This window comes from Aquabacterium sp. (genome assembly GCF_030652515.1).
Classification (GTDB): Bacteria; Pseudomonadota; Gammaproteobacteria; order Burkholderiales; family Burkholderiaceae_C; genus Aquabacterium.
This window is the reverse complement of sequence record NZ_JAUSAR010000159.1, coordinates 1-16,659: the sequence shown is the minus strand read 5'-3', so window position 1 is coordinate 16,659 and position 16,659 is coordinate 1. Positions and strand designations below refer to the sequence as shown.

Genomic DNA, 16,659 nt, shown 5'->3' with positions numbered 1-16,659 from the left:
CCACCATGAACCACACCCTTCACCGCCTGTTCTGGCGCATCCACTTCTGGGCCGGGCTGATCAGCGCACCCATCGTGATTTTTGCCGCGCTGACCGGCCTGCTCTATGCCCTGTCACCGCAGATCGAGGCCCGGCTGTACGCGGGCCTGGACCACGTCACCGCGCCCGCCAACGCCACGGCACCCAGGCCCCTGGACCAGCAGGTGGCCGCCGCCCTGGCCGAGCACCCGCACGAGGCCTTGCGTTACGTGGTGCCCGCGCATGGCGCCACCGACAGCACGCAGGTCTACCTCCAGGCTGCCCACGCCCACCACCAGGGCAAGGGCGAGCATGACCATGGCCTGCCCACGGGCAGCATCGTCTACGTCAACCCCTACAGCGCCCAGGTGCTGGGCCAGTTGCCCGAGCTGCAGCGCTTCAAGACCTGGTCCAAGAAGCTGCATTCCAGCGCACTGCAAGGCGATGGCTGGCGCTGGCTGATCGAGCTGGGTGCCAGCTGGATGCTGGTGCTGTTCGCCACCGGCCTGGTTCTGTGGTGGCCCAAGTCTCAGGCGCAAGGCGGACCGGGATGGCGCGCCTTGTGGCCACGCCGAGGATCCTCCAAACGCCTCACCTGGCGCGACCTGCACGCCAGCATCGCCATCGCCTTGGGCCTGGTCACCCTCACCGTGCTGGTCACTGGCCTGACCTGGGCGCAGCACAGCGGCGACAACTTCCGCGCCGCCCAACAGGCCTTGGGCCAAGGCACGCCCAAAGCACCCAAGGGCTTGCGCTCGCAACCCGCCGACGGCAGCACGGCCCTGAGCTGGCAAGTCGTGCATGAGCAGGTGCGCGCCCAGGCGCCTGACATCGCCGTTCAACTGACACCACCGAGTGGTGCCGACGGCGTCTGGCGCGCCGAGAACTTCGACCGATCTCAGCCCACCAAGCGCTTCACGCGCGTGATCGATGCCTACTCGGGCCAGACCCTGTTCCGCAGCGGTTGGGACCAGTTGCCCGCACTGTCCAAGGCCACCGCCGTGGGCATCCCGTTTCACCGGGGTGAGTTCGGCTGGTGGAACCAGGTGTTGCTCATCCTGGCCGCGCTGGCCGCCGTGTTCTCGGTGGTGTCGGGCTTGGTCATGTGGTGGATGCGCCGCCCACGCGGGGCCTTGGCGGCGCCCCAGGTCAATCGCCAAACCTTGCGACAGTTGCCAACCCGAACCTGGTGGTGGCTGCTGCCCTTGGTGGGCGCCTTGAGCCTGGCCTTGCCGGTGTTTGGATGGAGTCTGGCCTTGTTCATCGGGATCGAAGTGGTGCGCCTGCTCCTGGAAAAGAAGACGCCGATGTCGTCGGCAGCCTGAGCGTGAAGCGGGAACCTTGTCCGCTTTCACTGTGCACCTGGATGCTGCCGTTCATGCGTTCCACCAGTTGCTTGACGATGTACAGCCCCAGGCCGGTGCCCTCGATGCTCTCCGCCATCGGTGCCAGGCGCTTGAAAGGCTGGAACAGCTGTGCCATGTCTTCGGCCGACATGCCGATGCCATCGTCCGACAGCTCCAGCACCACGAAGGCCTCCTCCACCCAACCCTCGACCACCACATGCCCACCAGGCCGGTTGTACTTGCAGGCATTGGTCAGCAGGTTGATGAACACCTGCACCAGGCGCTGCGGATCGGCGATGGCCCACAAAGGCTGGGCGGGCAGGCGATCGACGAAGGTCACCCCATGGCGCTCACGCACACCTTCGATCATGGCCGCGCTGGAGCGCCACAAAGGCGCCAGCTCGACCGGCTGCAAGGCGATGGTGATCTCGCCCGCATCCACCTTGGTCAGGTCCAGCACATCCTCGACCATGCTCAGCAGTTGCTGCCCCGCCTCCAGCATCATGTTGACGCGCTGGGCCTGCGCGGGGTTCAGCGCGTTGGCCCGGTCCAGCAACAGCAATTGCGCAAAGCCCAGGATGGCGTTCAATGGGGTGCGCAGCTCATGGCTCAGGCGCGACAGGAAATTGCGCTGCGACTGGGCCACTTTTTCAGCCGCATCACTTTGCATGGCCCGCTCGGCCTGGGCCCGCTCCTCGGTGACGTCGCGCATCACGCCGACCAGGCGCCGCGCCGTGGCCGATCTGTCGTCCATCAGATGGCCGGTCGATTCGATGTACCGCACAGCCCCATCACCATCAGCCCGGCGAACCCGGTAGGTCGTCTTGAAAGGTTGACCCGACTGCATCGCCGACACGAAAGCCGCCTGCACGGACTCCTGGTCATCGGCCACGATGAGCTGGCGCAACTGAACACGAGGCACCAGCATCTGAGTCGACCCCACGCCGTACAGTGAGGCCGCCCTGGCGTCGAGCATGATGTTCTCAGAACCAATGTCCATCTCGAACATGCCCAGCTCGGCCACCACGGCGGCCAGCATCCAGGGCTCGTTGGCCGACACCAAGGCCTGCCGGTGCGCCTCCTGGCGCCGCAGGGCATGCCTCACCAGGAAAAAACTGCCCAAAGCCAGCACCACGGCGGCCAACAAGGTGCTGCCGATCAAGACCTTCTCGGTCAGGCGTGACACCTCGGCCAGGCTGGCGCTGAAACGCTTTTCGGCCAGCACCAGTTCATCGCTGAGTTCGCGGATTTCCTCCAGCGAGGCCAGCACCATCACCCCATCGGCTGGCGCGTGCACGTGGTGGCGCAGCCGCTGCGCCTCCACCCGCAGTTTCGCCAGCAAGGCGTCGCCATGCGTCCACGCGGTCAGCGCCTCCTGCAGGGCAGGCTGGTCGCCAAAACGGCGGAACAGGGTGATCATGCCTTCCACATCATCGGGGTGGTTGCCGCCGGCGATCAGGCCCTGCCGCACGATGGTCAGATCAGGCTCGCTGCGCAGCATTTCCTCGCGCGCCTGCTGGTCGCCCATGGGCAGCTTGAGCGCTTGCTCAAAAGCCACAAAATCAGCCTGGTTGCGGGTGACCGCGAAATCGCGCAAGTGCTGCACGGCATCGTTGCGGGCCTTGGACCACAGGCTTTCGCCGCCCACGTAGGCGCGCAGGGCTCCCAACACGTTCACGCTGGTCACGGCCATGCTTGCCAGCAGGCTGATCACCACCAGCGAGAGAGCCACGAACGCGACGTAAGGCTGCCACGACTCGCGCCGGTGCGGCATCAGGAACTGGCGGCGGTTGGTGGACTCCTCAACGCTCGACTCGGAGACCTTCATCTTGGTCGGTCCTCATCTCATTCGATTTTTGTGAAACCTATCGTAGGTGACATTGCCCCGTTGAAGGGCGAATTTTTACCGCGTCAAGGTCTCTTCCTCACGCACCCGGGCCGCAGTCCTGGCAGCGTGCCACCGGGACAGGGCCCATGCGCAAATGCCGGTTCAATTCGCGCAGGGCGGTGCGCACGCCTTCTTCGACCACCGGGTGGTAGAAGGGGCTGTCCAGCATCTGCTGCACCGTCAGGTGGTGCTGCACGGCCCAGGACAGCAGGTGCCCGATGTGCTCGGCAGCGGGGCCCATCATCTCCGCGCCCAGGAATCGGCCGGTGTGCCGCTCGCCATACACCCGCAGCAGCCCCCGGTTCTGGCCCATCACGCGGCTGCGCCCCTGATCGTCAAAACTGGCGGCACCCACCTCGAAGTCCTGGCCCGAGGCCTGCAAGGCCTTGAAGCTGGCGCCCGCCAGCATCATCTGCGGATCGGTGAACACCACCCCCAAGGGTGCGCGCCGGGGGTGCACTCGCACGTCCGGAAAGCGCCCGGCGTTGTCGCCCGCGATCTTGCCGTCATCGGCCGCCTCGTGCAGCAAGGGGTGGGCGTTGCTCACATCACCGGCGATGAACACGTGGCTGTTACCGATCTGCCCGGTCTCGATGTCAAAGGCCGGCAGGCCCCGATCGTTGACGGCGATGCCCGCGGCGGCCAGGTCCAGGCTCGCCAGGTTGGGCCTTCGCCCTGCGGCCACCAGCACCTGCTCGAAAGCCTCGGTGTGTTCGGCCCCATTGACGCTGTACGTGACCTGGGCCTGGTCGCCCAGGCGGCGGACCTGGCGCACTTCGGCGGGCGCGGCGATGGCCAGCTCGGCCGACAGGATGGCCAAAGCCTGGGCGCTGACCTCAGGGTCGGTCAAGGGCCCCAGCCTGGTCCCCTTGCTGAACAACTTGACGCGCACGCCCAGCCGCGTCAGGGCCTGGGCCAACTCCAGCCCAACCACACCGCCGCCCACCACGGCCAGTGATTGGGGCAAGTCTTGCCAGTCAAAGACCTCGTCGTTGGTGACCAGGCGGTCGCCCAGGGCTTCGCGCCAGCCGGGTGGAATCGTTGGCGAAGAGCCGGTGGCGATGACCACACGTTGGGCGGTGACGCGGGTGTGCTCATCCACCATCAGCTCGTGGGGCGAGACAAAACGCGCACGGCCCAACACGCGCTGCTCGGCAGGCCAGTCGTTGACGGTGTCCAGCACAAAGCCCACGAAGCGGTCGCGCTCTGAACGCACCCGCTGCATCACGGCTGCGCCATCCACCTTCACCGGCCCGGCGCTCACGCCGAACAAGGGGGCCTGCGCGATGGCATGGGCGCTGTCGGCCGCCGCGATCAACAGCTTGCTGGGCATGCAACCCACGCGTGCGCAAGTGGTGCCGTAGGGGCCGGACTGGATGACCACGATGCGGTCGGTGCGCGCCTTGGCCGCGCGGTAGGCACTCATGCCCGCTGTGCCAAAGCCAATGATCGCGACGTCTGCCTGGAGGGTCTTCATGGTGATGATGGCGCCTGGGTTAGTAGCTGACGCCGTAGCGGTAGCCTTTGTACTTGAGCACGGCCGACTTGAGCCTGATCTCTTGCAGCACCAGGTCCGGGGTGAGTTTGTCACCTTCGTGGAAGACCTGGCTGTTGATGATGAGCATGCGGTTGGCCGGGGTCTCGGAATACATCGCGCCACCGATCACCAGCTTGGGCAGGTCGCGCTGGATGTGGGCGGGCAACTCGCTGGGGGTGTAGATGCGGGTGTCGGCTTCGGCGGTGGGCACTGAAACTGGCGCAGTCCGGGGGGATGGCGCAGCAAGCACGGGTCGAGGGGGCACACTCAGGATTGGCGCAGCGGCCATGGTGGGCTGGGCTGGAGGCGGCGATGGCCGCTGTATTGGCGGTGCTGCTGTCACGGGTGGCGGGGCTACCGGCTGCATGGGGGGCACCTGGGCCACGGGGGCAGGGGTTTGCGTCACTGGCGTGGCCGGCATCGGGTTCGGCACGGGGGCGACCTGAACGGTCGGCGGTTCAGGCGCCTGCTCGGCGATGGGCACCGGTGCCGGGGCGGGTTCGGCCACCATCACAGTGGCTGGCTGCTTGCCACTCATCAGGTGCCAGGCCAGCAGCCCCGCCAGGGCCAGCAACAAGACCACGATGACCCCCACCAGCATTTGAGACTGGCGGCTGCCGGTTTGCGGCTTGGGGTCATCGGCCAGCGGTGGCACTGGTGGGGAATGGATGCTGGGCACGGCGCCACGTTCACGCTCCGAGTCCGCGCGCCGCAGGGCATCGAGTATGTAAGACATGGCCTTATCCCCCCGTCCGCAGGCGTGGTTCTTCCACGCCCGTGACACGATTGAGCTGCATGAAGGTGGTGGGCCCCGCCACACCGTCGGGCCTCAGGCCATGAGCCTGCTGGAAGGCGGCCACCTTGGCCTTGAGGGCCGCGTCGTAAGTGCGCTTGTCGGCGGTCACGGGCTCACCTTGGGCGATGGCCAGGCGCGTGGCCAGGGTGTCCACCAGCGGGCCCGAATTGCCATCCACGATGGATTGCACATAGCCCGGCGGCGCGCGCCAGAAGGTCGCGAAATCACCGCGCCAGACCTTCAGCAAGGTGGTCACCGGCACCGTTTTGCTCACGCCACCCATGCTCAGCGTCGCGCTTTGCTTGTCCAGGCTGGTCAGCAAGGCATAGGTGGCGCGGCCGTTCTCGTCGTTCAAGGTGAGGATGCCGGGCCGGTCCAGTTGCCGAATCAGGCCCAGCCCCCGGCTGCTGCGAAAGCAATGGACATGGGCTTGCTGGGCCTGGGCGCAAGGGTCGCCCTCGGCCAGGGTCAGCTTCCACAGTGGCGCCAGCTCCAGCCAGGCTTTGCGCTCACTGCCTTGCTTGCTGCTGAACAGCGAGGCGATCTCGGCGCTGGCTTTCAGCACAGGTGCGGCCACCACGATGGGTGCGGATGGTGCCACGGTGGGGGTGGCCTGGCTCGCGGCGGCCACCAGTGCAGTGGCAGCGCGGGACGCCGCCACCGGGGCCGGGGCGGGTGCCGCCTTGGCCACCACCGGCTCTGCGGCGGGACTGGACCGGTGCTGCAGCCAGGCCACGCTGGCCATGCCTGCCACACCCAAGGCGGTCGTGCTGGCCACCAGGCCCCAGCCCCAGGCGGGCATGCGCCCGGCCGCCGCGCGCGGTGGCGCCAGCACCCGGGTGATGTCGAACACCTCGCTGGCAGCTTTCTCGACGATGTCGCTGTCAACGCGGCTTTTGCCTTCGGCATAGGCGCCCAGCAAGGCGCGGTCGCACAGCAGGTTGATGCGGCGCGGGATGCCGCGCGACAACTGGTGCACGCGTTCCACCGCCTGGGTGTCGAACAGCTTGCCCCGGGCCAGGCCCGCCACCGCCAGGCGGTGGCGGATGTACTGCGCGGTTTCAGCCTCGGACAAGGCCTCCAGGTGGAAGCGTGCGATCACGCGCTGCGCCAGTTGCTCCAGCTCGGGCTGGGCCAGCATCGTGCGCAACTCGGGCTGGCCGATCAGGATGATCTGCAGCAGCTTGCGCTCGCTGGTCTCCAGGTTGGTCAGCAGGCGCAATTGCTCGAGCACATCGGGCGACAGGTTCTGCGCCTCGTCGATGATGAGCACGTTGTTCTGCCCCACCGAGTGGGTCTTGAGCAGGAACTCGTTGAGCGGGTCCAGGTAGTCCTTGACCGTCTCCACCCCGGGGCCCTGGTGCTGGTAGGGGATGCGGAACTCGTCGCACACCGACTTGAGCAGCTCCTGCACCGTCAGCTTGGGATTGAAGATGTAGGCGACGTTGCAGCGCCGGGGGATCTGCTCCAGGAAACACCGGCAGACCGTGGTTTTGCCCGCCCCGATTTCGCCACTCAGCAACACGAAGCCCCCCCCACCGCCCACGCCATACAGCAGGTGGGCCAGCGCCTCGCGGTGCCGGTCGCTCATGAACAGGTAGCGCGGGTCAGGGGCGATCGAGAAGGGCTCGTGCTTCAGTCCGAAGAATTTGGCGTACATGCCCTAGAGAATACCTGCTGCGGGCCGCCCCCGGCGCAGGCCGGAAACCCGGGCTCAGGCCGCGCTGCGCAACAGGCCGTCGATGGTGTTGAGCAGCAGGTCTTCCGAGTACGGCTTGGTCAGGAAGGCATTCACGCCCGCGTCGTTGGCCAACTGGCGGTGCTTGTCGGTGAAGCGCGAGGTGATCATCACCACCGGCGTGGCCTTGGTGGCGCTGCAGTTGCGCAAGGCGCTGGTCAATTCCAGCCCGTTCATGCGGGGCATTTCCAGGTCAACCAGGACGATGTCGGGGGCCCGCAGTTGCACGGCGCCCAGGGCATCGACCCCATCGCGCGCGGTGACGACTTCGTAGCCGGAGTCCTGCATCAGTTGCTCCATGGTGCGGCGCACGCTCACCGAGTCGTCCACCACCAGGCACAGCGGCAGCTTGTGGCGCGAGGCCACCACCGCGTCGTCCACGCCCGGCATCTGGCCAGCGGTGAAGTCGCGCAGCAGGTCGGGCAGGTCGATGACCGTGGCCACCGAGCCATCGCCCAGCACCGTGGCACCGTCGATGCCCAGGGCGTGCGGCATCATGGGGTTGAAGGGTTTGACGACCACCGTGCGCGCATCGCTCAGCTCGGGCACGATGATGGCCAGGCGTTGGCGGAACTCGTCGCGCACGATCATGGCCACTTCCATCACGCCGGGCTGCTTGAGCGCTTCGTGCGGCAGGCCCATCAGTTTTTCCAGGCGAATGGCGTTGAGTTGCTCGCCTTGCAGGGCGTAGGTCAGGCCGCCTTGCGCATCAACGCCGACTTCTTCGCGGGCGGGCAGGATCTGCTCCACACCCCGCACCGAGATGCCCAGCAGGTGGTGTTCGGAGCGGCTGAGCATGACCTGGATGGTGCTCATGCGCACCGGGAAGTGCAGGTCGAAGCGCGAGCCTTGGCCGGATTGCGAATCCATGTCCAGCGTGCCGCGCAGGTCCACCACCGCGCGCTGCACCACGTCCATGCCGATGCCTCGGCCCGACAGCTGCGTGGTCTGCTCGCGGGTCGAGAAGCCCGGCAGCACGATCAGGCGCATCACCTGGGCTTCGGTCAACGTGGCGTCCGGGGCGATCAGGCCACGGGACAAGGCGCGGTGGCGGATGGCGCCCAGGTCCAGGCCACAGCCGTCGTCTTCGCAGCGCACGGCCACGTTGTTGCCTTCGGTCCGGAAGCTCAAGGTGATGGTGCCGGTGGCGGGTTTGCCCAAAGTTTCGCGCACGTCGGGTGGCTCGATGCCATGGTCCACGGCGTTGCGCAGCAGGTGCATCAAGGGGTCGATGATGCGGTCGAGCAACTGGGTGTCGACCATGGTGGCCTCGCCCTGGATGCGCAGGTCCACCGAGCGGTTGAGCACTCTGGCGGCCTGGCGCACGGTGCGTTGCAGGCGCGGCGAGATCGAGGCGACTTCGACCATGCGGGTGCGCTGGATGCTGCGCTGGATCTCCAGCTGCAGGCGCTCTTTCTCGGCCATCAGGTCGCGCATGCTGGCCAGTTCGCGCTCGAAGGAGCGCGAGAACTCGCGGCTGTCGGCGCCCGACTCCACGATGCGCCGCGACAGCATGTGAAGCTCGTTGTACTGGTCCATTTCCAGCGCGTCCAGCTCGCCGGTGTGGCCGCCCAGCATGGCCAGGCCGCGCACGTCCACCAGTTGCTCCAGCTCGGCCGACAACTGGCCAAACTGGCGCGAGCCGGTGCGCAAGGCGTTGATGTTGTCGCTCAGGCGCGTGACGCGGTCCTGGATCTGCGAGGTGACGATGCTGTTCTCACCTGCCAGTTTGAGCAGGGAGTCGATGAGGGAGGCGGGCACGCGCAGGTAGGTTTCGGCTTGGGCGTCTTCGTCTGAGGCGGTGATGTTGCTGGCCAGGGGCGCATCGCCATGCGTGGCGGCGACCATGGTGGTCGGCGGCACGGCAGCGCTGATCAGGGGCTCGGCGATGTGGGCATCGTCGCTGCTGTCGGCCTGGTCCGGGGGCAAGCCATCACAGTCAATGCGGTTGGCCCAGTCCAGCACCTTCTGGTGCACGGCCAGGCTTTCTGGCGGCGTGCCCGCGTTGGCCACCAAGGCTTCGCTCATGGCCTCCAGGCAGTCGGCGGCTTCCAGCAGCATGTCCAGCAGTTCGCGCGTGGGCAGGCGCTCTTCGCGGCCCAAGGCCACCAGGATGTCTTCGAGTGCATGGGTGAGGTTGGCCACCCCCTTGATGCCCACGGTGTTGGCCGCGCCCTTGAGCGTGTGGGCCACGCGGCGCGCCTGGTCCAGGTCTTCCAAGGTGCCGCCTTGCGAGAGGCGCTGCACCAGGGCCGAGAACTCCTGCGCTTGCGGGGGCAGCTCAACCAGCAGGCTGTCCAACACCTTGCGGTCAATGTCGGCGGGCACGCTCAGGTCCACGTGTTGGGGCAAAGCTTTCACGGGGCGGTCTTGCGATGGCCGTGCGCGCACCAGGCTCACGGAGGTCATCGCCTTGACCCACTCGGGCAGGGCGTCTGCATCGGCCGGATAAGGCCAGTTGGAGTCGGCCACGCCATCAGCCAGGGCTTGCGCGGCCTCGGGCTCGCTGGGGGCTTGCAAGTGCGCCATGGCCAGGGTTGGCCAGGCTTGCAGCACCGCGCTTTGGCTTTCGCTCAAGGGCTCGGGTTCGGCTTGCAGAGCGGCCGTGTTGATCAGGATCACTTCGAGCACTTGCTGGAAGCCGGCCAGGCCCAGCAGGTTGGCGGCGTTGACGAGGTTGTGCAGTTGCTCCAGGTGGTTGTCGAACAGGGCATCGCGCTCGGCCAAAGGCAGGTCCGGTGCGACCAGGACGGCCAGATCGGCTTGCAAGGCCTCCAGGGCATCGCCGAGCATGGCCAGCTCTTCCAGGGTCACCGCCGGGGCGGCAGCTGCTGGCGCCTCACCAATGCCGATGTCGAAGACCGTGTCGGACTCCATGTCCGGCTCCAGCTCGTCGTCCAACTCAGCCTCTTCGGCCATGAGCATGTCGGGGGGGCCCTCTTCATCCACCTGGGCCAGCTTGCCCGCATCTTCCGCGAGCCGCCGCTCAATCAAAGCCACATTGGCCGCCGAGATGGATGGGAACCAAGGTTGGCTGCGCAAGCCATGCAGCACCATCCAGGACGCTGCGACCTCATCCCCCACCGGGCTCATCAGCTCGCCCAGCACCAGGGCCGGCCACGCGGCCAGCGCGTCACACTCTTCGGCCGCCACGGGGCGGTCCAAGGTGATGAGCTTGGTCAAGCCACTTTCCACCAGCATGCCCACATAGCTCAGGCCCAGCAACTGGTGCTGCTTGGCCGCCAGTTGCAAGGCCGTGACCCGTTGCAGGTAAGCCCGCAGGCAAGGCACGTTGCCTTCGTCCTGCAACTGGGCCGCCTGGTCGAACAGCTCGAACAGGAGCGGCTCCAGGGCTTCACGCAAGTGGGTAGCGGTCATCAAGGGGTGCTCCGGCGAAGGGACTGGGGGCTGCGTGGTTCAGGACTGCTCGGCCGCCAGGCGGCGCGGCAGCTTGAACACGGCCACCTCGCGCACCAGGGCCTGGGCATAGCCCACCAGTTTGTTGGTCACCTCGTTCTGCTGGGTGAGCTGCTTGGTCGTGTCGCGGCTGGTCTGCTGGATGGTCAGCGCGCGTGCTTGCAGGGTCTGGCCCGAACGCGCTTGCTCGATCGACGCGGCCGCGATGCCGCGCACGCTGAAGGCCAGCGCATCGGTGGCCTGCTGCGTGCCCTTCATTTCCGATCCGGCCTGGTCGGCCAGGCGGGACACATCGACCACGCGGGTGATGGCGTTGTTCATGGCCAGCACCGTTTCCGAGGTTTCCGACTGGATGGACAGCACCAAGGTGGAGATCTCACGCGTGGCTTCACGCGCGTTCTCCGACATGCGCTTGACTTCATCGGCCACGATGGCGAAGCCGCGTCCTGCATCCCCGGCGGCCGTGGCCTGCATGGAGGCGTTCAGCGCCAGGATGCCGGTGCGTTCAGCGATCGAGTTGATGAGGCCCACGACCTGCGTGATCTCTTGCGAGCGTTCACCCAGGCGCTTGATGCGCTTTTCCGTTTCGCGGATCAGGTCGCGCGATTCGTTGATACCCACCACGGTCTTGTCCACCGTGGCCAGGGCCTGGCGCGTGGTGCGCACGGCGGCTTCGGCCGACTCGTTGGCCTTGGTGGCCATCTGGGCCATGTCGGTCAAGGTCAAGGCGGCTTGCGACAGTTCACGGGCGGCCGATTCGACCTCGCTCTGGCCTTGCGCGGCCGAAGCCATCGCGGTGTCGGTGCTTTGCTTGACCGCCATCGTGGCGCGCGACACGTTGTGCGACACGTCGCTCACGTTGTTCAGCACCTTGGCAGTTTCACTGGTCAGCATGTTCATGGCATCGCCAATGGCGCCGGTCACGTCCTCGGTCACGGGCACCTGGATCGACAGGTCCTTGGTGGTGGCCACCTGGCCCATGGCCTGCATGATCTCCACCACGGAGTTGCTGATCTGCTCGCTCTCCTTGGCCTGTTGGCTGAGGCCTTCCAGGCGTTCGTCCAGCAGGCGATCGAGGGCGGAGCCCAGGCGGCCCAGCTCGTCCTTGCTCTTCAGATCAGCGCGTGCGGTGTAGTCGCCAGCGGTGAGCTTGGCCAGCGCGCCCAGCAGCTTGTTGATCGGCAGCATCAGCGAACGCACCACGAAGAAAGCGGCGAACAAGCCCACCAAGGCGGCAGCACCCGCGATGCCCGCCATCCACTGCTTGGCCACGGCGATTTCCTGGAACTGCATCTCGCGCTTGACCGAGTCATTGCGCACCGTGGTCTCCAGCAGCTTGCCGAAGGCCTTGATGGTGGCCGCGCCCGTGGGCGTGGTGTACTTTTTGCGCCAGGCGGCGGCTTCTTCAAACTGGTTGTTCACGACCAGCTTGAACCATTCGGTGCGGTGCACCTTGTAGGCTGGGAAGCTGCCCACCAGGGACTTGTGCTGCGCACGCTCTTCGCTAGACAAGCCCTGGCTTTCACCATAGACCTTGAGGTTGTCTTCTACCACCTTCCACAGACCGGGCTGCTCGTCGATGATCTTCTGGCGCGAAGCCTGGTCTTCCAATGCCAGGTACTGCGGCAGGCTGTAACGCAAGCTCCACAGCGCCGAGTTGGCCCGGCCCAGCAGCGCTTCCTTGCCCTGGGTCATCCGGATGGTTTCTTCCAACTGGTTGAGCTGCACGATGGCATAGCCCCCCACCGCGAACAAGGCGGACAGCAGCAGCGCAAAGCCGAGCAAGAGCTTCTGGCGGATGTTGAGTTTCATGGGAATACCTCTTCTTGGATGGATGCGGGTTGGGCGCCGCGCGCCAGGGATTCAAAAGCGGCCCGGTGGTTGAACTCCCACCAGATCTGGCCAGGCTGGTCGGCTTGCGCCCAGGCCCGCACCAGGTAAGCACTCAACTTGGAGCCTGGTCGCGCGGTGCCTTCGGGGGCGGGCACCAGGCTCAGCAGTTCTGGGGCAGCGTCCAGCAACAGACCAACACGTTGCTCTTCACGGTCGAACACCAGCACGCGGTGCTGAAAGGGCCGGATGTCGGGACTGCCCCGGCGAAACTCGCGGCGGTCCAGCAAGGGCACGATGGTGCCGCGCAGATTGGTCACGCCCGCCAGCGCCGAGGCCGACTTGGGCACGGGGAAAATCTTCGCCTCGGCGATCATCTCGGTCAGCACACGCGCCGCGGGCACCAGTTGCAAACCCGCGACCCGAAAGCCGTAGCGCAACTCGCCAGCGGCAGGGGCCACACCACGCGCCAGGGCAGCGATGTCCATGGTGCTGCTGCGCTCAGGCCGCGAACTTCAGCGCGTCAACGATCTGGTCGGCGCTGAAGGGTTTGCCGATCAGCATCTTGCCGCCTTGCGCCTTGGCCCACACCTGGTCAGCACGTGTGTTCTTGGTCGACACGAAGACCACGGGGATGCCTTTGGTGGCCGGGTCGTCGGCCAGCGCGCGGCTGGTGCCGTAACCGTCCAGTTGCGGCATCACGATGTCCAGGAAGATGATGCTGGGGCGGTCGTTCTTGGCGCGCTCCAGGGCCTGCATGCCATTGCTGGCGGTGTTCACCAGCCAGCCCGCGTCTTGCAGGATGGTTTTCAGGTTCGACAGGTCGGTGGACGAGTCATCGACGACAAGGGCTTTGTTGGCGGTCATGCCAGATCTCCGGGTGAATGATGGGGAAGGACTCAGGCGTGCGCCCGGGCCTTGGCCTGCGTCGGATCGGTGATCCAGGTGCTCAGGTCGTCCACGGCCATGGACTTGCGCAAGGCCTTGGTGGTGGCGGCGTAAAACTGCTTGAGGCCCACGGGCTTGGTCAGGAAGATGTCGCAGCCAGCCAGGGCGCCACGGGCGCGGTCAAAGGGGGATGACTGGCTGGTCAGGATGATCACGGGAGCCTTGTTGCTGCGGTCGCGCTTGATCTCGCGGGTCAGCGTGTAGCCATCCATGTCGGGCATCATCACATCGACATAGATCAGGTCGTACTGGCGGTTGGCCAGTTGCGCCAGCGCCCCCTTGGCGCCATCGGCCACGTCGCAGGCCATGCCGATGTTGGACATGACATTGGCCAGTTGCGTGCGCACCGTCGGGCTGTCGTCCACCACCAGCGCGCGCAGCTTGTTGCGCGTGGGCGGCAGGGTCGTCACCGTGCTGGTGGGGGCGACTGGCGCGGCGGGTGGCTGGTTGGCCAGGCTGTGCAGCAAACGCTCCAGGGTGGGCAACAACTGCATCATCAACTGGCTGGACACCAGTTCGCACTGGGCACCGTTCTGCCCCACTTCTGACACCAGGTGCACCACGGGCAAGGCCGGCTTGCTGGCCAGCACCGTGGCCAGGCGCTTGCGCATTTCAGGATCGCTGTCGTCCACCAGGGCCACGTCCACCGCGGCCGAGGGCGTCCGCTCGGCCACGCTGAACGTGTACTTGGCGCTTTTGAGGTGCGTGAGCACGATGCCGATCACCCGCATGTCTCGCTGCTGCGAGGTGAACACCGCCACTTTCAATTCCTGCTTATTCATAGTTACCTTCGGCGCCCGATGACTGCTTGGATCCGAGTTTGCGGCATTAAGCCGAACCGTGGTCAGACGCCGCAGGCATGAAATCACACAGCTCACCGGTGTTGCACAAATCAACGCTTGCTTACATGAGTAATAAACCTGCGCACCTTTTTGGACATGGCTAGACTTTTTATAACCAAGGAGTTGTTGTGAGAACAGTATTGAATCACCTGTGCCAAATCACCGCTTTGACGGCCGCTTTCGCAACTTACGGCCAAATCGCCCAAGCGGCCGACATGCCCACACCATTGCACATTGAAAAATCCGTTGAAAAGATCACGAACCAGCTGAAACAGCTTTGCCCGCTGGCAGATCCCGCCAGCCAGGCCGCGTTCGACCAGTGCCGTCAAGCCCTGTTCACCGACTCGCTGCTCAAACAGGCGATGGTCAAACCGGTGGTTTCATGGGGGCGCCAAAAAGACGCCGAATTACCCTTGAAAGAAACCCACCTGACGCAGTTTGCGCCGTACATACTCACTGGCATGTATATTCCGTTGTTCATGTTTGACGGCAAATACAAAATCAGTTACGTCGCGCGTGAAAAATTATTCTTGGCCACCTTGGGTGTGGGTTTCAGAAACCGCCTGCAACCCGGCCAATTCCCTTATCCATTCTGGCATGAGGCGAATAAATGGGACATGTATGAAAATGCCCGATCCCTGTATTTGTGGCTGGATGCAAAAACCGGCTTGATTCGTTTCGCCCAGTTCTCCAACCGAGGTGACCAGGCCGAGGGCCACGTGGTGCAAAAAAACACCCCGCCCGCTTTCGATGGGAAATGGCTGTGGACCGACGCCCAGGGCAAAACGCAGCCCGCCGTCACCCTGTTTGATGGCCTCTACCGCGAAGACAACCCCTACAAGCAGCAACTCGACCAGTCCTACCGCGAGTTCGCCATTTCGCTGCGCGATTCGCAATGCCTGGAATGCCACGTGCCCAACAACCCGGACAAGATGAAACGGCTGGTGCTGCTGCAATCGCCCGCCCACGCCTCGGGCGAGATCCACCGGGTTCTGAAGTCGGTGCGCGAACGCAAGATGCCGCTGGACGAGCAAGGCATCGAGAAAACGCTCGACCCGGCGATGGAAAAGACCTTGCTGGAAAAAGGCGGGGCCTTCGAGAAGTTCGTCAATGCCGCCATCGAGTGGGAGCGCACACAGGCGCCCCGCCCCCTCAAGTAGCCGGAGCTTGTCGAGATGCGCCCATCCACCCTGTTGATGACCCTGCTGCTGGTCCTGCCCTGGTCGGCCCAAGCCCAGTTCGCGCGCCTGAGCGACGCGGTGAAATACCGACAGGCGGGCTTCCAGGTGCTGGGCACGCACGTGCAACGCGCCGGGGCCATGGCCAAAGGCGAAGTGCCCTTTGACAAACCCGCCGCCGAAGCCAACGCGGCCCTCATCGAGCTGCTGTCTCGGCAACTGGCGGGCGCTTTCCCACCGGGGTCCGACATGGCCCCCTCCAAGGTCAAGCCCGAAGTCTGGCTGGACGCCGCCAAGTTCAAAACCCACAACGATCAGTGGCAAAGCGGGGCAGCCAAGCTGTCGGCCGCCGCCCGATCCGGCGATGCGAACGCGTTCAAGACCGCCTTCAACACCCTGGCCCAATCCTGCAAAGCCTGCCACGACGGCTACCGCAACCGCTGAGGAGTCCTTCATGAAAACGATCAGGGTGTGGGACTTGCCCACGCGACTTTTCCATTGGGCCCTGGTGGTGATCATCGCGGGCGCCTTCGTCACCCACTACCTGGGTGAAGCGGCCATGGACTGGCATTTCCGCTTTGGCTACGCGGCCCTGGCATTGGTGTTGTTCCGCGTGCTGTGGGGCTTGATGGGGCCCCGGTATGCGCGCTTTGCCAGCTTCCTGCGCTCGCCTGCCACCATCGTGGCCTACCTGCGTGGTCGCTCGCCAGGGACCGGCTCGGGCCACAACCCGCTGGGCGGCCTGTCGGTGCTGGCCATGCTCGCGGTGATCCTGCTGCAGGCCGGCTCCGGTTTGTTCGCCAACGACGACATCGCCACCGAAGGGCCACTGGCCCATTTCATCGAGAAAGACCTGTCCGACCAGCTCAGCTGGCTGCACGCCCAGGTCACCAGCAAACTCATCTATGGCTTGGTCGGGCTGCACCTGCTGGCCATCGCCCTTCACCGGGTGCTCAAGAAACGGGACCTGGTCACACCCATGATCACCGGCGACCAGATGGTGGAGGGCGATGCCCTGCCCGCCGACGATGGCGCGCCCGTGCGCACCACCGCCCTGGTGCTCATGAGCGTGTGCGCCATGGGCGTCTACGGCGTGGCTCACTGGTGAGCTGACAAACTAG

13 protein-coding genes are annotated in these 16,659 nt (G+C 65.5%); 4 read left to right on the top strand and 9 right to left on the bottom strand.

The annotated features are described in order from the left end of the window. Window positions 1-5 precede the first annotated feature (5 nt). Window positions 6-1,343 (top strand): PepSY domain-containing protein, encoded by a 1,338-nt coding sequence (locus Q7V20_RS18255; protein WP_304794532.1) that lies wholly within the window; start codon window positions 6-8, stop codon window positions 1,341-1,343. Here the strand turns inward: Q7V20_RS18255 and Q7V20_RS18250 are convergent. From Q7V20_RS18250 to Q7V20_RS18210, 9 genes are all read right to left on the bottom strand, one after another. After that, window positions 1,279-3,192, bottom strand: a complete 1,914-nt coding sequence (locus Q7V20_RS18250; RefSeq protein WP_304794529.1) for a PAS domain-containing sensor histidine kinase — start codon at window positions 3,190-3,192, stop codon at window positions 1,279-1,281. The genes Q7V20_RS18255 and Q7V20_RS18250 overlap by 65 nt on opposite strands. A gap of 97 nt (window positions 3,193-3,289) precedes the next feature. Next, complete coding sequence (locus Q7V20_RS18245; protein ID WP_304794526.1) at window positions 3,290-4,729, bottom strand: dihydrolipoyl dehydrogenase; 1,440 nt, start codon at window positions 4,727-4,729, stop codon at window positions 3,290-3,292. A 19-nt stretch (window positions 4,730-4,748) separates the two neighbouring features. Further along, window positions 4,749-5,525: a general secretion pathway protein GspB gene (locus Q7V20_RS18240; RefSeq protein ID WP_304794522.1), complete on the bottom strand. Its 777-nt coding sequence runs from the start codon at window positions 5,523-5,525 to the stop codon at window positions 4,749-4,751. A 4-nt stretch (window positions 5,526-5,529) separates the two neighbouring features. Next, window positions 5,530-7,245 carry an ExeA family protein gene (locus tag Q7V20_RS18235; RefSeq protein WP_304794519.1) on the bottom strand — a complete coding sequence of 572 codons (1,716 nt, stop codon included), beginning with the start codon at window positions 7,243-7,245 and terminating at the stop codon, window positions 5,530-5,532. Between the two features lie 54 nt (window positions 7,246-7,299). Next, on the bottom strand, window positions 7,300-10,701 hold the full coding sequence (locus tag Q7V20_RS18230; protein ID WP_304794516.1) for a response regulator: 3,402 nt from the start codon (window positions 10,699-10,701) through the stop codon (window positions 7,300-7,302). A gap of 39 nt (window positions 10,702-10,740) precedes the next feature. Next, window positions 10,741-12,552, bottom strand: a complete 1,812-nt coding sequence (locus Q7V20_RS18225) for a methyl-accepting chemotaxis protein (RefSeq protein WP_304794513.1) — start codon at window positions 12,550-12,552, stop codon at window positions 10,741-10,743. After that, window positions 12,549-13,058 (bottom strand): chemotaxis protein CheW, encoded by a 510-nt coding sequence (locus Q7V20_RS18220; RefSeq protein ID WP_304794510.1) that lies wholly within the window; start codon window positions 13,056-13,058, stop codon window positions 12,549-12,551. The genes Q7V20_RS18225 and Q7V20_RS18220 overlap by 4 nt, the downstream gene beginning before the upstream one ends. A 13-nt stretch (window positions 13,059-13,071) precedes the next feature. Beyond that, window positions 13,072-13,437 carry a response regulator gene (locus Q7V20_RS18215; protein ID WP_230177572.1) on the bottom strand — a complete coding sequence of 122 codons (366 nt, stop codon included), beginning with the start codon at window positions 13,435-13,437 and terminating at the stop codon, window positions 13,072-13,074. 32 nt (window positions 13,438-13,469) lie between these two features. After that, window positions 13,470-14,300, bottom strand: a complete 831-nt coding sequence (locus Q7V20_RS18210) for a response regulator (protein WP_304794505.1) — start codon at window positions 14,298-14,300, stop codon at window positions 13,470-13,472. 275 nt (window positions 14,301-14,575) lie between these two features. On the opposite strand from Q7V20_RS18210, the gene Q7V20_RS18205 reads away from it, so the two are divergent. Genes Q7V20_RS18205 through Q7V20_RS18195 form a run of 3 tightly spaced genes read left to right on the top strand, consistent with a single transcriptional unit; the run spans window position 14,576 to window position 16,646 of the window. After that, complete coding sequence (locus Q7V20_RS18205) at window positions 14,576-15,520, top strand: hypothetical protein (RefSeq protein ID WP_304794502.1); 945 nt, start codon at window positions 14,576-14,578, stop codon at window positions 15,518-15,520. A 15-nt stretch (window positions 15,521-15,535) separates the two neighbouring features. After that, a complete protein-coding gene (locus Q7V20_RS18200; RefSeq protein ID WP_304794499.1) occupies window positions 15,536-15,982 on the top strand; it encodes a cytochrome c in 447 nt (148 codons plus the stop codon). 10 nt (window positions 15,983-15,992) lie between these two features. Then, on the top strand, window positions 15,993-16,646 hold the full coding sequence (locus tag Q7V20_RS18195; RefSeq protein WP_304794496.1) for a cytochrome b/b6 domain-containing protein: 654 nt from the start codon (window positions 15,993-15,995) through the stop codon (window positions 16,644-16,646). Window positions 16,647-16,659 lie beyond the last annotated feature (13 nt).

Excerpts from the sequence above, each read along its gene's own strand:
- Q7V20_RS18255 (WP_304794532.1), top strand. The coding sequence starts at position 6 with ATGAACCACACCCTTCACCGCCTGTTCTGGCGCATCCACTTCTGGGCC.
- Q7V20_RS18250 (WP_304794529.1), bottom strand. The coding sequence starts at position 3,192 with ATGAAGGTCTCCGAGTCGAGCGTTGAGGAGTCCACCAACCGCCGCCAG.
- Q7V20_RS18245 (WP_304794526.1), bottom strand. The coding sequence starts at position 4,729 with ATGAAGACCCTCCAGGCAGACGTCGCGATCATTGGCTTTGGCACAGCG.
- Q7V20_RS18240 (WP_304794522.1), bottom strand. The coding sequence starts at position 5,525 with ATGTCTTACATACTCGATGCCCTGCGGCGCGCGGACTCGGAGCGTGAA.
- Q7V20_RS18235 (WP_304794519.1), bottom strand. The coding sequence starts at position 7,245 with ATGTACGCCAAATTCTTCGGACTGAAGCACGAGCCCTTCTCGATCGCC.
- Q7V20_RS18230 (WP_304794516.1), bottom strand. The coding sequence starts at position 10,701 with ATGACCGCTACCCACTTGCGTGAAGCCCTGGAGCCGCTCCTGTTCGAG.
- Q7V20_RS18225 (WP_304794513.1), bottom strand. The coding sequence starts at position 12,552 with ATGAAACTCAACATCCGCCAGAAGCTCTTGCTCGGCTTTGCGCTGCTG.
- Q7V20_RS18220 (WP_304794510.1), bottom strand. The coding sequence starts at position 13,058 with ATGGACATCGCTGCCCTGGCGCGTGGTGTGGCCCCTGCCGCTGGCGAG.
- Q7V20_RS18215 (WP_230177572.1), bottom strand. The coding sequence starts at position 13,437 with ATGACCGCCAACAAAGCCCTTGTCGTCGATGACTCGTCCACCGACCTG.
- Q7V20_RS18210 (WP_304794505.1), bottom strand. The coding sequence starts at position 14,300 with ATGAATAAGCAGGAATTGAAAGTGGCGGTGTTCACCTCGCAGCAGCGA.
- Q7V20_RS18205 (WP_304794502.1), top strand. The coding sequence starts at position 14,576 with ATGCCCACACCATTGCACATTGAAAAATCCGTTGAAAAGATCACGAAC.
- Q7V20_RS18200 (WP_304794499.1), top strand. The coding sequence starts at position 15,536 with ATGCGCCCATCCACCCTGTTGATGACCCTGCTGCTGGTCCTGCCCTGG.
- Q7V20_RS18195 (WP_304794496.1), top strand. The coding sequence starts at position 15,993 with ATGAAAACGATCAGGGTGTGGGACTTGCCCACGCGACTTTTCCATTGG.